The organism is Ruminococcus flavefaciens ND2009 (assembly GCF_000621785.1).
Lineage (GTDB): Bacteria > Bacillota > Clostridia > Oscillospirales > Ruminococcaceae > Ruminococcus > Ruminococcus flavefaciens_C.
Genome location: NZ_KK211346.1, coordinates 663464 through 677524 on the forward strand (window position 1 = coordinate 663464; position 14061 = coordinate 677524).

The 14061-nt window shown below is 48.1% G+C and carries 8 protein-coding genes, 2 tRNA genes and 1 riboswitch; of the genes, 5 read left to right on the forward strand and 5 right to left on the reverse strand.

Features of this window, described 5'->3' with window-relative positions; genetic code table 11:
* Window position 1: 1 nt before the first annotated feature.
* Genes T488_RS0109930 through T488_RS0109940 form a run of 3 tightly spaced genes read right to left on the reverse strand, consistent with a single transcriptional unit; the run spans window position 2 to window position 3125 of the window.
* Complete coding sequence (locus T488_RS0109930) at window positions 2-1117, reverse strand: ABC transporter substrate-binding protein (protein WP_028520658.1); 1116 nt, start codon at window positions 1115-1117, stop codon at window positions 2-4.
* A complete protein-coding gene (locus T488_RS0109935) occupies window positions 1117-2040 on the reverse strand; it encodes a hypothetical protein (protein ID WP_028520659.1) in 924 nt (307 codons plus the stop codon). Before T488_RS0109935 ends, T488_RS0109930 begins: the two co-directional genes overlap by 1 nt.
* A gap of 50 nt (window positions 2041-2090) precedes the next feature.
* Window positions 2091-3125: a sirohydrochlorin cobaltochelatase gene (locus tag T488_RS0109940; RefSeq protein WP_028520660.1), complete on the reverse strand. Its 1035-nt coding sequence runs from the start codon at window positions 3123-3125 to the stop codon at window positions 2091-2093.
* Between the two features lie 128 nt (window positions 3126-3253).
* A riboswitch (cobalamin riboswitch) is annotated at window positions 3254-3461 on the reverse strand.
* 240 nt (window positions 3462-3701) lie between these two features.
* On the opposite strand from T488_RS0109940, the gene T488_RS17585 reads away from it, so the two are divergent.
* From T488_RS17585 to T488_RS0109965, 4 genes are all read left to right on the forward strand, one after another.
* Window positions 3702-6452, forward strand: coding sequence for an RICIN domain-containing protein (locus T488_RS17585; protein WP_037297696.1), 2751 nt, complete (start codon window positions 3702-3704; stop codon window positions 6450-6452).
* Between the two features lie 163 nt (window positions 6453-6615).
* Window positions 6616-8979, forward strand: a complete 2364-nt coding sequence (locus T488_RS0109955) for a clostripain-related cysteine peptidase (protein ID WP_028520662.1) — start codon at window positions 6616-6618, stop codon at window positions 8977-8979.
* Window positions 8980-9095: 116 nt separating this feature from the next.
* Window positions 9096-9172, forward strand: a tRNA-Pro gene (locus tag T488_RS0109960).
* A gap of 3 nt (window positions 9173-9175) precedes the next feature.
* A tRNA-Leu gene (locus tag T488_RS0109965) sits at window positions 9176-9259 on the forward strand.
* Between the two features lie 91 nt (window positions 9260-9350).
* Here the strand turns inward: T488_RS0109965 and T488_RS0109970 are convergent.
* Entirely contained in the window at window positions 9351-11120 is a 1770-nt protein-coding gene (locus T488_RS0109970; RefSeq protein WP_028520663.1) for a glycoside hydrolase family 11 protein, read from the reverse strand.
* A 370-nt stretch (window positions 11121-11490) separates the two neighbouring features.
* Here T488_RS0109970 and T488_RS0109975 point away from each other — a divergent pair, with 370 nt between their 5' ends.
* Window positions 11491-13080, forward strand: a complete 1590-nt coding sequence (locus tag T488_RS0109975) for a sodium:solute symporter family protein (protein WP_028520664.1) — start codon at window positions 11491-11493, stop codon at window positions 13078-13080.
* Window positions 13081-13156: 76 nt separating this feature from the next.
* Here the strand turns inward: T488_RS0109975 and T488_RS0109980 are convergent, their stop codons facing one another.
* The gene (locus tag T488_RS0109980) at window positions 13157-14053 is read right to left on the reverse strand and encodes a dockerin type I domain-containing protein (RefSeq protein WP_028520665.1); all 897 of its coding nucleotides are present in this window, start codon (window positions 14051-14053) and stop codon (window positions 13157-13159) included.
* Window positions 14054-14061: the final 8 nt, after the last annotated feature.

Below are 14061 nucleotides of genomic sequence, written 5' to 3' on the forward strand. Positions count from 1 at the left end.
ATCACTCCAATCTGTACATAAAATTCATTTTATCCTCGGCTTCACCTGTAAAAATAAGGTGAAACTCCGAAATTACATCAGCCGCTCCCGTGGTCTGCTGGAACATATTCTTCTCAGTACACCAGACATCGCCGTTCTTGACAGCCGTAAAATCGCTGAGCAGCGGATATTTTTCTGTCAGTTCGGATATGCTGTCCACATTGCCTGCAATATCAGAATTGTATATGAGCACATCTGCGTCCCAGGCTTTTTCGTAGAAGGTCTCGGGCTGTATGGTAATGGTGGAAAGGGCTTTGTCATCGGTATCAAGGTCGCTGTTGGAGAAGATATACTCTCCCCCCGCCATTCTCATCATCTCGGGAACATAGTCGGCAGGCTTGCGGACTACCACACCTCCCGATGAATTGATGTAGAAGAATGCGGCAGTTTTTCCGTTTTTCTCCTCTGCAAGTATATCACCAAGGAGAGCCGTCTTTTCATCAAAGAGCCGCTCTGCCTGCTCCTCACAGCCGAAAAGTATGCCGTAGAGCTTTATCCATTCCATTCTGCCGAGAGGGTCCTTCTCATAGCTGGAACGCTCCACAAGAACAGGTATGCCCAGGGCTTCTATCTGCTCCCTGACCTCGGGGCTGTGGTATATCATGGTGGACTCGATGGCAAGTCCGCAGCCCTCCTCCAGGAGAGCCTCATAATCGGGAGCGCTGTATTTGCCGATATAGCTTATATCCTCCCTGTCCATAGCGTCTTTGACGGAGGTGAGACACCAGTCCTCATATTTTGTAGAGGTCATAGAGACCTTGTCCAGAGCACCTGCTCCGTCGATAAGGTCCATAGCTGAAGAAGCCGCATTGTACACGCATTCAAGTGGCTGCTGTATGACTGCCGCGTCTGCATATCCCGACGGAGCTGTCTCTCCCTCGGGCACTACTATATATCTGTCATCTCCGATAGTTACGATAGTGCAGCCGTTTTCCACATACTCGGCTGTGAACTGCTTTGCGTACTCAAGATTAAGACTGTTTTCCGTGACTTCCGTGGTTGTTGCCACATTGACCTTTGCAGAACAGCCTGCAAAGAAAATGCAGGCTGCTGCCGATAAAAAGATACGTCTCAGCATTACTTTATAGAATCGGGATCAAAGATCAGTGTGTAGCTTATCTCGTGGGGAGTGCTCATGGCAGTGGTATCAGCGGATACCGCCATTCTGCCGCTCAGTGAAGCCACAGGAATGTCAAACACAGAGAACTCCTCTGTGCTTGTGGGGAGTATCTTTTCACCGTCCACTACCATATAATCGTATTTGTTGCTGCTCCAGATGATCTCAGCATAAGCCTGTCCGCTCTCAACAGTGAGCTTTGCAGGAGACTGCACGGAAGCCTTGCCCGAGCCGCCCTCAAGGGACACATCTATGGTGTATTCGCCGTCGGAAAGTTTAAGAGATTCGGGAGTTACGTCCTCAGCTCCCGCAATTACGCCCTTGGGCAGTGAATCTGCACGGAACACCAGCTTTCTGTCATACCACTGCTCTTTCTTTTTGCTGAATGCAGCGCAGTCGATCTCCTTGTCGAGAGCCTCCACGGGAACAGTAAATGCAACTACGTCCCCTTCCTCCTCGGCAGGGATAAATTCGGTCTCCTCAGCCTTTTCCGCATCTTCACCTGTTCCGAGGAAAAGGTATCCATAGCCGTTTCCACTCATGGTGAGCCTTGCGGTCATGGCTCCGTCGGCAACTTTGAGCTTGCAGGCGGTTATCTTGAACATGGTCGAGCTTGAGTCAACATCAATGTCATACTCGCCCTCGTTAACGCTGTCGGCATAGACTGCTTCCATGCCTTCATAGCCTACCTCCTGCTGTGGAGCTGTTACCTGCTCGGTAGTTGATCCGGCTGTAGTCTCGGCAGCAGCAGTTTCGGCTGCCGTTGTTTCTGCGGCAGTGGTCTCCTGAACCGCTGATGAGGAAGAGTAGCCCTTATCCGAGCATGAACTGAGAGAAACTGCGGATATGAGCAGTGCCGCAACAAAAATATAAGTCTTTTTCATATTATCACCTTTACAGAAGCAGCCGACACTCGGTCGGCTGCGGATCATTATCACTTTATAGAATCGATTGCTGCCTGTGCGTGGTCAACATAAATGCTGCGGATGTCCTCGTTCTCGCCGAGACCTCTCAGCACACACTCTACCTCATAGCCCTCTGCTTCAAATACAGACTTCCATGAGTCCTCCTCGTCACCTGCCATATCGTTGTTTGCGTGGTCGCCTGCAACTACCATGAGGGGCTCAAGAATGACCTTCTTATAGTTGCCTTCCTTCACCTTTGCAAGCACATCATCAAGTGAAGGAGTTGCTTCAACTGTGCCTACATAATAATTTGCGTAGCCGTCAGCTGTGAGAAGCTCCTGCATTTTAGTGTATACGCCGTTGGACTCAGCTTCTGTACCGTGTCCCATAAAGCAGATAGCGGTCTCGCCGTCGTCATATTCCTTGGTCCAGTCAGTGATAGCCTTCTCTACTCTTGCGAAGTCCTCATCTGTTGTGAGAAGAGGCTCGCCGATAACTACCTTATCAAAGGCGTCGGAATACTCGGCTACCTTAGCGGAAAGTTCATCGTACTCAAGACCGTTCATCAGATGTGTGGGCTGTACAACAAGGTTCTTTACCTCATTGTCAACAGCTCTCTGAAGAGCTGCGTCAAGGTCGTCGATGAGGATGCCGTCACGTCTGTTTACGTGGTCGATGATGATATTTGCTGTAAATCCGCGGCGAACTGAATAATCGGGGAATGCCTTCTCCAATGCGTCCTCGATAGCACCGATGGTAAGACGTCTGCTGTCATTGAAGCTTGTACCGAAGCTTACAACGAGAAGCTCATTATCGCCGATCTCGTCCTGATTGCGGACATTATCCAGTGAAGCGTCTCCTGTGTCGTAGTTCTCCTCGTCGTCCATTTCATCTTCCTCCGCTTCTGTAGTTACTTCCTCAGTAGCTTCCTCAGCCGTGGTCTCAGCCGCAGTTGCAGCCTCAGTTGCGGATTCGGACTTGCTGTCCTTTTTTTCGCTGCTGCACGAAGCGAAGCAGGCTGCTGTCAGTGTGATTGCAGAAATAGCTGCGATAAATTTTTTCATATTTTTCCTCCTGTTTTTTCAGGAGACAAAGGTCGTGCGCAAAAATGCCCTCCGCAGAGCAGAAGGCATGACAAAAAGGCTCTTTTCCGAGCTATGGTACGATCAATGCCTCGTGATCCGAGCTTTCAGCTCTGTACCGACAAACGGCAGGTCTCCTGACTTCCGCACAATAACACAGTTCTCCGCCTTCCCGCTTTACGCAGTGGCTGCACCCTCAGGCACATGGATAATGCTGTGCGGTCACAGTGACGAGATCGTGCAGGTCTTTCACCTGCTTCCCTTTTACCTTCCTGCACCGCTCACGCGATAGGAAGCACCGTTCACCTTAAATATTAAATATTCATGAATACCAGTACATTATATCACAGTTGCGTTCACTTTCCAATAGTTTCCCGAAAAATCGGAACTTTTGACAAAATCACTTCATTTTTGGCGGACAATTGTATGTATCTGACGTATTCAGCTATGCACACTATATGTAACGGTTTGCACACTTTTGTCCACGCTGTGCAAGTTGACTTTATGCACAAAAAACCTTATAATAAAATCAACAAATATATCTAAGGAGGAATGGATATGAAGCTTAAAAAGCTGTTTGCTGCTGCTCTCTCGGGGCTTGTTATGCTCTCATCTCAGGCAATGCTCCCCTCATCAGCTGCAAATAACCGCGTATCGGTACACGATCCTTCCATTATAAAGGATAACGGAACATACTACGTCTTCGGCTCTCACATTGAGGCTGCCAGATCAACGGATCTCATGAACTGGAGGCGCTTTTCCAACGGCTATGCCACAAGCAATAATGTGGAATTCGGCAACCTGTCCCAGAACCTGAAAAAGGCTTTCGCCTGGGCGGGCGAAGACCTTGAGGACTGCGAGGGCGGCTTCGCAGTATGGGCTCCCGATGTGGTCTGGGACGCTGACTATGTGAACAGCGACGGCTCAAAGGGCGCATACCTTATGTACTTCTGTACATCTTCCACCTATATGCGCTCGGTTATCGCCTATGCTGCCTCAAAGAATATCGAGGGTCCCTATACATTTGTGGATACGCTCATTTACTCGGGCTTTACCAATAATGACGCCTATGTTAAGAGCTCTACCAAGAACGTGAACAAGAAATACACCTCCACAAATATCGACGAGCTCATCGCCGCAGGAAAGGTAAGCTTCAACAACAGCTGGTTCAGGAACAATGACTTCAACAACCAGCTCTTCCCCAATGCCATTGACCCAACTATCTACTTTGATACCGATGGTAAGATGTATATGTGCTACGGTTCATGGTCGGGCGGTATCTTCACCCTGGAGATAGATCCCGCTACAGGTCAGTGCATTCACCCGAAAACAGGACAGACCTCCGACGGGCGCATGGTGGACAGCTATTTCGGCACCAAGATCTCAGGCGGCTACGGCAAGTCAGGCGAGGGTCCCTTTATTGAGTACAACGCCGACACAGGCTACTATTACCTGTGGGTAACATACGGCGGTCTTACCTCAAACGGCGGCTATAATATGCGCGTGTTCCGCTCAACTTCTCCTCTGGGTCCCTTCACCGATCCCGCAGGACGTCAGGCTGTACTGCCCACCAATCCGAACCTTGACGCTACTGGTCTCAAGGTAATGGGCAATTACAAATTCAGCTCACTCGACAAGGCTTATATGGCCTGCGGACATAATTCCGTTCTCCGTGATGATGACGGCAAGTGGTATCTTTTCTATCACGCAAGATTTGATGACGGCAATGAGTTCCACGAGGTCCGCGTACACTCAATGTATTTCAACGAAAAGGGCTGGCCGGTTGTTGCTCCCTTTGAGTATGCAAGGGACGAGATGTCACCAACAGGCTATAATACCGATGACATCGTCGGTGATTACGAGTTCATAGACCACGGCACAGCCACCGACGGAAAGATAATAAACTACAGCAATATAAAGCTCAATGCTGACGGAAGTATCAGCGGTGCGGCTACAGGAAAATGGTCTCAGGCGAAAGACACCTCCGCCGCTGAACTGACCATAGGCGGACAGGTCTACAACGGCTATTTCCTTGCTGCCAAGGACGAAAACGGCAAGAAGGTAATGTCCTTCACCGCAGTGGGTACCAATAACCACACTGTCTGGGGCGCTCAGACAAAGCAGTTCACAGGCACGTTACGCTCCGCAAATGCTGACTTTACCGACAGCGAGTCTCAGCTCATATACAAAGCCGAAACTGTTTCTGGTACAGGTGCGGAGACATATCTCAGCGGCACTTCACTTCTCAGCGGTACTTCATATTATATAGTGAACCAGAACAGCGGTATGGCTATCGACCTGCCCAACGGCAAGCTTGATGAAGGTACCAATATCCAGCAGTGGGAACGCAACGGAAGCTGGGCTCAGCAGTGGAGACTTATCTCCGTTGACAAGGACTATTGCAGGATAGTATCTGTGGGCGATGAGTCCATGTGTATCGCTGTAGCAGAGAACTCCGCCGCAGACGGCGTCAATATCGAGCTCCAGAAATACAGCTGCAAGCCCAATCAGCTGTTCAGGCTTGTAAAGAGCGGCATGGACTACGGCATAGTCTCCAAGTGCTCCGAGGACAAGGGCGGTCTGGACGTATACGAATGGTCAAAGGAGAACGGCGGCAACATCAACCAGTGGAACTACTGGGAAGGCGGCTGCCAGCTGTGGAGCCTTATACCCGTTCACCCCGCAGTTACTGACGGGAACTATACCCTCAGAAATGTCAGCAGCGGTCTGTATATGTTCAATATGAAGGGAAAAATAGTTCAGTTCAGCGCTCAGGGTATCAGTGTTCAGCCTGATATGTTCGGCAATATGCCTTTTACTCTTAACGATGAGATCTGGACCTTCACAAGGCTCAGCGACGGTACATACTCGATCAAGGATCAGCGCGGCAGAGCTCTTACCTCAAACGAGGGGCAGTATTATGAGCTGAAAGAGTTCGCAGGCGATGACTCCCAGAAGTTCAGAGTGATCTGCAACAGCGACGGAAGCTACTCCCTCACTCAGGATAATACCTGTGCGGATCTTCCCTATCCTACCGACCAGTCGGAAACAGAGTTCTGTGTGAACCTGTTCACGGGAAGTGACAGCCAGAAATTCATTCTTGAGCCCATTATCCCCGAAGAAAATGCTCGCGTAGTCGGCGACATAAACGGCGACGGACAGCTCAACGTGACCGATCTGGTGATACTGCAAAGATACCTGCTGAAAATAGATACTGTCATCGACAATGATGCTGCTGATCTTAACAGCGACGGAATCATCGACATATTTGACAATGTAAGACTGAGAAAGCTTATCATAAACAAGTGACCTCTTGGGCGCAGCCGGCTGTAATGCTTACCGACTGCGCCCAATTTTTGCCGATATACCAATTTGTAACCGCTTTTAACTTGACATTCTCTGTGAAAGTGTGTACAATATATATGTGTGCAGGCTTTTTATCCTGCTAAAGAGAAAAATTACGGAGGTTATTATGGATCCTAATCAGAAAAGACCACAGGGCAGACGTAAAAACGTCACATCCGGCGGCAGCGGAGCACATAGACGCGGCGAAGGCCTCGGAACAGGTCCCGTAGGTTCCGGCAGCTATTCAGGCGGTCAGACCGGCGGTGGCGGCGGTGCAAAGAGAGCTGCTGCAGGCGGCGGCGGTCTCGTAACACTGCTCATTATCGGCTTCTTCCTTTTCAAAATGTTCAGCGGAGGCGGCGGCGGCGGAGATCTTCTCGGCTCCCTCACAGGCGGAAGCGGCGGAGTTGATATAGGCTCTGTTCCATCAGGCTTCGGTTTCAGCACCGAGGATACTGCTTCGGGAAGCCTTACCAGCGATAACGCTGTTGACACAAGCGTTGCAACCGGCTCACGCGAAAAAAGAACAGTGATCAAGGGCAATAACCAGGACGTAGTAACCATTATGGTGTATATGTGCGGTACTGACCTTGAGTCCAAGTACGGCATGGCTTCCTCCGATATGGAGGAAATGAAAGCTGCTTCCTACGGCGATAACGTCAACGTCATCGTCTTCACAGGCGGCTGCTCCAAGTGGAAGGTCAGCGGTATCAGCAATAAGGTCAACCAGATCTACCAGATCAAGAACGGTCAGATCGGCAGGCTTGTTGAGGACGCAGGCAGCAAGGCTATGACAGACCCCAACAACCTTGCTTCATTCATTCAGTTCTGCGCTAAGAACTTCCCTGCTAACAGAAACGAGCTCATTCTCTGGGATCACGGCGGCGGATCCGTTACAGGCTACGGCTACGACGAAAAGAATAAGAGCAGCGGTTCTATGAGCCTGGCAGGTATCAAGCAGGCTCTCAAGAGCGGCGGCGTACAGTTCGATTTCATCGGCTTTGACGCCTGCCTCATGGCTACTGCCGAAACAGCACTCATGCTCGATGACTACGCTGACTACCTCATAGCTTCCGAGGAAACAGAGCCCGGTATCGGCTGGTACTACACAAGATGGCTCTCAGAACTGGGCAAGAACACTTCAATGCCCACTCTCGACATCGGCAAGAACATCGTTGACGATTTCGTTTCCGAGTGCGCCAAGAAGTGCAGAGGTCAGAAGACAACACTTTCAGTTATCGACCTTGCCGAGTTCTCAAATACAGTTCCTGCGAAGCTTTCGTCCTTTGCTAAGTCTGTAAGTACAAAGATCTCAAACGATGAGTACAAGGACATCTCAAATGCAAGATACGCTACCCGCGAATTCGCAGAGAGCTCACGCATCGACCAGGTCGACCTGGTAAATCTTGCAGAGAACGTTGGCACCACTGAGGGTAAGGCTCTTGCAGATGCCCTCAGAAATGCAGTAAAGTATAACCTCACTTCTTCAAATATGACAAACGCTTACGGCGTTTCTATCTACTTCCCCTATCAGCGTACATCCTACGTTGACAGCGCCTGCAATACATACGACAAGATCGGTATGGACTCTGAGTACTCCAAGTGTATCAAGCAGTTCGCTAAGCTTGAAACAGGCGGACAGATCGCAGCAGGCGGCACAGGCTCGGCTCTCGGTTCACTCTTCGGAATGGGCGGTTCTTCAAGTTCATCGGGCAGCTCTGACATGATCGGTTCTCTCCTTTCAAGCTTCCTCGGCGGCGGCGGCGGAAGGAGCATCGAGGGTCTTGACAGCTCCAACACCGCATTCATGGACGATACTGACGTCGAAGATACAGCAGAGTACCTCTCTACACACTACTTCGATGCTACAAACCTTGTCTGGGAGCAGAAGGACGGAAAGTACACCATGAAGCTGGAAGATGCTCAGTGGGAAATGGTACACAAGCTTGACCTCAATATGTTCTATGATGACGGCTCAGGCTATATAGACCTGGGTCTGGACAACCTCTTCACCTTCGATGATGATGGTGCTCTTGTAGCAGATACCGAGAAGAACTGGCTCTCAATCAACGGCAACGTTGTAGCTTACTATCATACAGATACAACTTACAACGGAACAGAGCAGATCATCAGAGGCTATGTTCCCGCTCTCCTCAACGGCGAAAGAGTCAACCTCATTATCGTCTTTGACGATCAGCACCCCGACGGATACATCGCAGGTGCTTCCTCAGACTATGTAAACGGCGAGACAGACGCTGTTGCAAAGAATCTGACAGAACTGACAGTCGGTGATACTCTCGACTTCATCTGCGACTACTATTCATACGATATGGAATATCAGGACAGCTACTTCATCGGCGATCAGGTAACTGTTTCAAATAACATGACCATCAGCAACACCGATGTAGGAAGCGGCGCCTGCCACATTCTCTATCGCTTCTCTGATATTTACAATCAGGACTACTGGTCAGAACCTATCGTTGTTGACTGAACACAAGGAGCAGCCTTCGGGCTGCTCCTTTAATATTGTCAAAATATAAAAATAAATACATGAAATTTATTTACACTTGACATTACTCCCCGTTTGTAGTATAATATTAATGCTGTCGAGGTGTGGCTCAGTTTGGTAGAGTACTACGTTCGGGACGTAGGGGCCGCAGGTTCAAATCCTGTCACCTCGACCATTTGCCGCTGTGGTGGAATTGGCAGACACAAGGGACTTAAAATCCCTCGGAGTAAAATCCGTACCGGTTCGACCCCGGTCAGCGGCACTGAAAAAAGGACTGTATGTGAATACAGTCCTTTTTGCTTTATCTGAATTTACGCAGTAAAAAAGCTCCCCAAAACGAGGAGCTTTTGATCTTACTTTATGCGCTGTGGTCTTGTCTTGGGAACAGATACCTCGTCTCCGAGAACTATTCTTGTGACAAGGACCAGATCATTGATCTTTGTTGCACCGCTGCAGTCGATGTCTGCCTCAACGATAGTGTCCTTGCCGTCAATAGCCTTGATAAGCTCCTTACGTGCAACAACAATGTCGAATGAGTCAACTGTAAGGTCATTGTTAAGATCACCGGGGATATAGATATCTTCCTCTTCAGCAGGAGCCTCGACGCCTTCAAGCGACTCGAAACCTGCGGAGACAGCTATATCAACACCGTCTATCTTGACAATATTCTTCGTTACCTGAGCAGAACCGCTTGAACCGTTTCTGCCCTCTACAATGAACTCTGCTCTCTCAGGATCAGCGATATCAAGTCCGTACTTTACAAATGCCGAAAGATGCTTTGTAACAGGAATAGTACCTTCCATAGTGCCGTCTTCGGAAAGCTTGTTGTCCTTGCGGACACTCCAGTACTCCTCAAAGAAGCCGTTAAATGGCCTTTTATAAAGATCATAAACGCCATCATCTATGCTTACTGTACCAAGGAGCTCGTATTCTTCACCTATCTCAAAGTTCTTCCAGCCGTCAACAACATAGTACTCAACAGTACCTGCATTGAGCCAACCGTATGCGCCTGCTATAACAGTGCCGTCTGATTCGATATCAGCCTTATAATCTACAGTCAGATCTTCACCCGCATACTCTCTTACGATAGATCTTGTATTATTTTCGTCAAGATAAGCAAGTCCTCTCATAAACGAAACGCGATAACAATCATTCCATTCACAGTTGAAGGTACCGCCGTCAAGTACATCCATCTTCATTGTACCGCCATCGCCAATAATCTCATCATTGTAGAGAGAGTAATAGTATCCGCCGCGTTCGTCGCCTGCAGTTTCGGTAAATGTAACCTGGTCAAGATTTTCCGGAACATAGGGTTCTTCATTGGGATCGGGCGTCTCAGTCTCGGGATCATGAACTATATAATAAATATCGTTCATCAGAATGTTTGCCTTACCCTTTGACTGGAAAACATCAACGCACAGCATTACTTCATAAAGATCACCTAATGGCATTCCTGCCTCTTCCCAGGCTTCAAAATGATCACTTACAGCTATTGTGCTTGAGAATGTGCTGTAATCCTCAGAGAGTTTCTCTCTGCGCACGCTCCAGTACTGGGTAGGTCCGAAGACCGATGTAGCCATTGAACAGAGAGCTGTTGGCTCCTGTATCTTATAGATGTCATATACAGCACCCTGAGATTCGATCGACGATACAGGCTCTTTATCCTGACAGGGCTTGTAATCGCCCCAGTCATCTACGATGTGATACTCAACAGATGCATCTGCTGTCCATCCATAGGCACCGATGTTATAGTTACCGTCACACTCTACATTTGCACGGTAAGACATATAAATATCAGAATCCGGGATGTAGTAGCTGCCAGCTCTATCGCATCTATGTCCTGTCATAAACAGGGCACCGTCCTTGACATCCCAATCGCACTTGAATGCTCCACGACTTCCTATGCTGAATTTGGTCACATCATCCTCATAGCCTTTCCAGGTCTCATAATCGTAGAGTCCTAAGCCGCCCACAACATTTGTCTTATCAGTGTTGATCTCCGTAAAAGGAGACAGCACATATCCGGCATTATCTTCTGCATGAGCAGACGCGATAATGCCTCCTGACATACACATGGAGGCTGACATAGCAATGGATACGATTCTTTTGAATAGCTTCTTCATTATAATTCCTCCTATCATGTTATTCAAAGCCTATTCGGCTTTATACACAAATTATATCACCGTATAAGGAATAATTCAAGTAAAATATTGTGCGTTTTCATCGTTTGCTATCTTTTTCTAACCAAAAATTGCTATTATATTGTCCCAGAGCTATTTTTGGTCAATAATTGCTAATTTTTACAATAGCTATAGTTTTTTGTTATATCTGCTTAACTAAATATATATCGGTTTTTCACTGATTTTTCAGAAATCCTCTTGACAATACTATTTTAATATAGTATAATTAGTCTCGGTTAACAACTTTATTCATTTAAAGCTTTACAGGTTTATAATTCAAAACTGTAAATCAAAAAGAAAGGTCTTGATATCAATGGGCTCACAAGCCGCAACATTCGTCATTCTCGGAATCTATGTCGCCATAATGGTCGGAATAGGACTCTATATGTCCCGCAGGACCAAGTCCACAGAGGACTTCATGCTGGGCGGCAGAAGCGTAGGTTCATGGCTCACCGCCTTCTCCTACGGAACAACTTACTTCTCAGCTGTTGTCTTTATCGGATATGCTGGACAGTTCGGCTGGATGTACGGTGCATCAGCTACCTGGGTGGGTATCGGCAACGCCATTATCGGAAGCCTTATCCCATTCTTTCTCATAGGCAAGCGCACCCGTCTTATGACCAATCACCTGGGCGCTAAGACAATGCCCGAATACTTCGAGCACAGATTCGATTCCACCAAGCTCAAGACAGCTTCCGCCCTCATCGTTTTCATCTTCCTTATCCCCTATACCGCTTCCGTTTATAACGGTCTCTCAAGACTTTTTGGCATGGTATTCGATCTTGGCGAAAACGGCGGTACATATATCATAATCGCTATGGCTGTCCTCTCGGCTATCTACGTTACACTGGGCGGCTACAAGGCTACTGCTCTCAATGACTTCTTCCAGGGCATCATCATGCTCATCGGTATCGGTACAGTAGTTGCACTTACAGTCCAGAAGAAGGACGGTCTCTCAGCTGCACTTGATGCACTTAACAGTATTTCCGACAGCAAGACCGAAACAGGCACTCTCGGTTCTCTCTTCGGACCCGATCCCATAAACCTCCTTGGCGTTGTTCTCCTTACCTCTCTCGGTACATGGGGACTTCCTCAGATGGTACAGAAGTTCTACGCTATCAAGGACGAGCAGGCTATCAAGAAGGGCGCTGTCATCTCCACATTCTTCGCTATCGTTGTAGCAGGAGGCTCATACTTCATGGGCGGATTTGTACGTCTCTACTGCACACTTGACGGCACTGACGGTTCGGGAAGAACTTTCATCGACACTGTAAACGGCAAGCCCGTATACGATACAATGGTGCCAGCTCTTATCCATCAGGCACTTCCTAACCTGCTCATAGGTCTGGTAGTTGTTCTGGTCCTCTCGGCTTCACTTTCTACCCTTTCTTCACTGGTGCTCACATCAAGCTCAACTCTTACAAATGACCTTATCAAGCCCCGTGTTAAGAACTTCGACGATAAGAAGCAGGTAACATTCATGCGTGTATTCATCGCCGTATTCCTTGTTATCTCCGTTATCATCGCCTGCAACAAGAATGCTTCTATCTCAACACTCATGTCCTATTCATGGGGAGCTCTCTCAGGCGCCTTCCTCGGTCCCTTCCTCTTTGGTCTCTTCATGAAGAAGGCTTCCAAGGCAGCCTGCTGGACAAGCTTCATTACCGGTGTCGGCATAAGCGTTGCACATATGCTTCTCTTCAGCCTTAACATTGAGGCTTTCAGCGGTATCAGACAGGCTGTTATCGACCTTAACTGCCCCCTCAACCTTCTCTCGCCTATCAATGCAGGAGCTTTCGCAATGATCGTTTCACTCATTATAGTGCCTATCGTGAGCAGCTTCACAAAGGCTCCCGAGAAGAAGATCGTTGACAATGCTTTCAGCAGTCTTTTAGCAAAATAAAAGCAAAACGGGAACGTATAAGCGTTCCCGTTTCCCATGTAAAAAAGCAGCTGTAAAACAGCTGCTTTTTTTATTCTCATTCGCCCTTGATGAACTGATTGAGTGTCTTGTCGTGGTGGCCTGTACCTGTGTATGCATAGAATGCAAGCACGTTGCTGGCGTCAACCGAGTCATACTTTCTGTTGCCGTCAACGTCGGCAGCAGCCTCCTGCGCAGGAGAAAGTCCTGTAGGCTTGCTTGTTGAATGATTTGCATAAGCCAGAAGGATCTGTGAAGCGTCAAAAGCGTTTATCTGTCCGTCGTTGTTGATGTCGCCCAGGAGTCTGTCGGAAGAATTCAGACGGAGTCCCTCGCTGTATTCAGCAGGATTTACCTCGATGATCTTTGAAGGATCATTAACATATCTGGGAATAACGCTTGAGAAATAAGCGCCCTGACTGTAGAAATTGATGTCATAGCTGCCTGCGGGAGCATTCTCCTTGAATACTGCATTGAAGCAGGCAAGAGGATAGGCATCGGAAGTATCACCTGTCAGCTGGAGAGGCTTTCTAGCGTCTGTCTCTGTGTAATTCACAGATACCATGTTGAGGTCCTCAAATGTTCTTATAAGGTTGACAAGATCAGCATCTGAATTTGCACCTGAGATCTTATAGGGGATATTTCCTGCCTTGGCAAAACCGCCTGTAGCGTCCTTGAGCTGGAGATCCTTGTTCTCACAGTTCCACTTTGCGAATATCTGACCTGCGATCTTCTCATCGTCCTTGATATAAGCAGATACAGGGATAGTAGCATTTACACCTGATATGCTGTTGTTGATGTAAACAGTACCGTACTTGAGTATCTCAACGCCTGTGCCTGCCTCAGCCTTGAAGTAGAATGAAGGCTTATAGTCATCAGCAGCATTGGCTGCAAGAGCAGATGTCATACCTGCAGCAAGTACAAGTGATGAAATAACAGAAATTAATTTTTTCATGATTGGTT

Excerpts from the sequence above, each read along its gene's own strand:
- T488_RS0109930 (WP_028520658.1), bottom strand. The coding sequence starts at position 1,117 with ATGCTGAGACGTATCTTTTTATCGGCAGCAGCCTGCATTTTCTTTGCA.
- T488_RS17585 (WP_037297696.1), top strand. The coding sequence starts at position 3,702 with ATGAAGCTTAAAAAGCTGTTTGCTGCTGCTCTCTCGGGGCTTGTTATG.
- T488_RS0109955 (WP_028520662.1), top strand. The coding sequence starts at position 6,616 with ATGGATCCTAATCAGAAAAGACCACAGGGCAGACGTAAAAACGTCACA.
- T488_RS0109975 (WP_028520664.1), top strand. The coding sequence starts at position 11,491 with ATGGGCTCACAAGCCGCAACATTCGTCATTCTCGGAATCTATGTCGCC.
- T488_RS0109935 (WP_028520659.1), bottom strand. The coding sequence starts at position 2,040 with ATGAAAAAGACTTATATTTTTGTTGCGGCACTGCTCATATCCGCAGTT.
- T488_RS0109940 (WP_028520660.1), bottom strand. The coding sequence starts at position 3,125 with ATGAAAAAATTTATCGCAGCTATTTCTGCAATCACACTGACAGCAGCC.
- T488_RS0109980 (WP_028520665.1), bottom strand. The coding sequence starts at position 14,053 with ATGAAAAAATTAATTTCTGTTATTTCATCACTTGTACTTGCTGCAGGT.
- T488_RS0109970 (WP_028520663.1), bottom strand. The coding sequence starts at position 11,120 with ATGAAGAAGCTATTCAAAAGAATCGTATCCATTGCTATGTCAGCCTCC.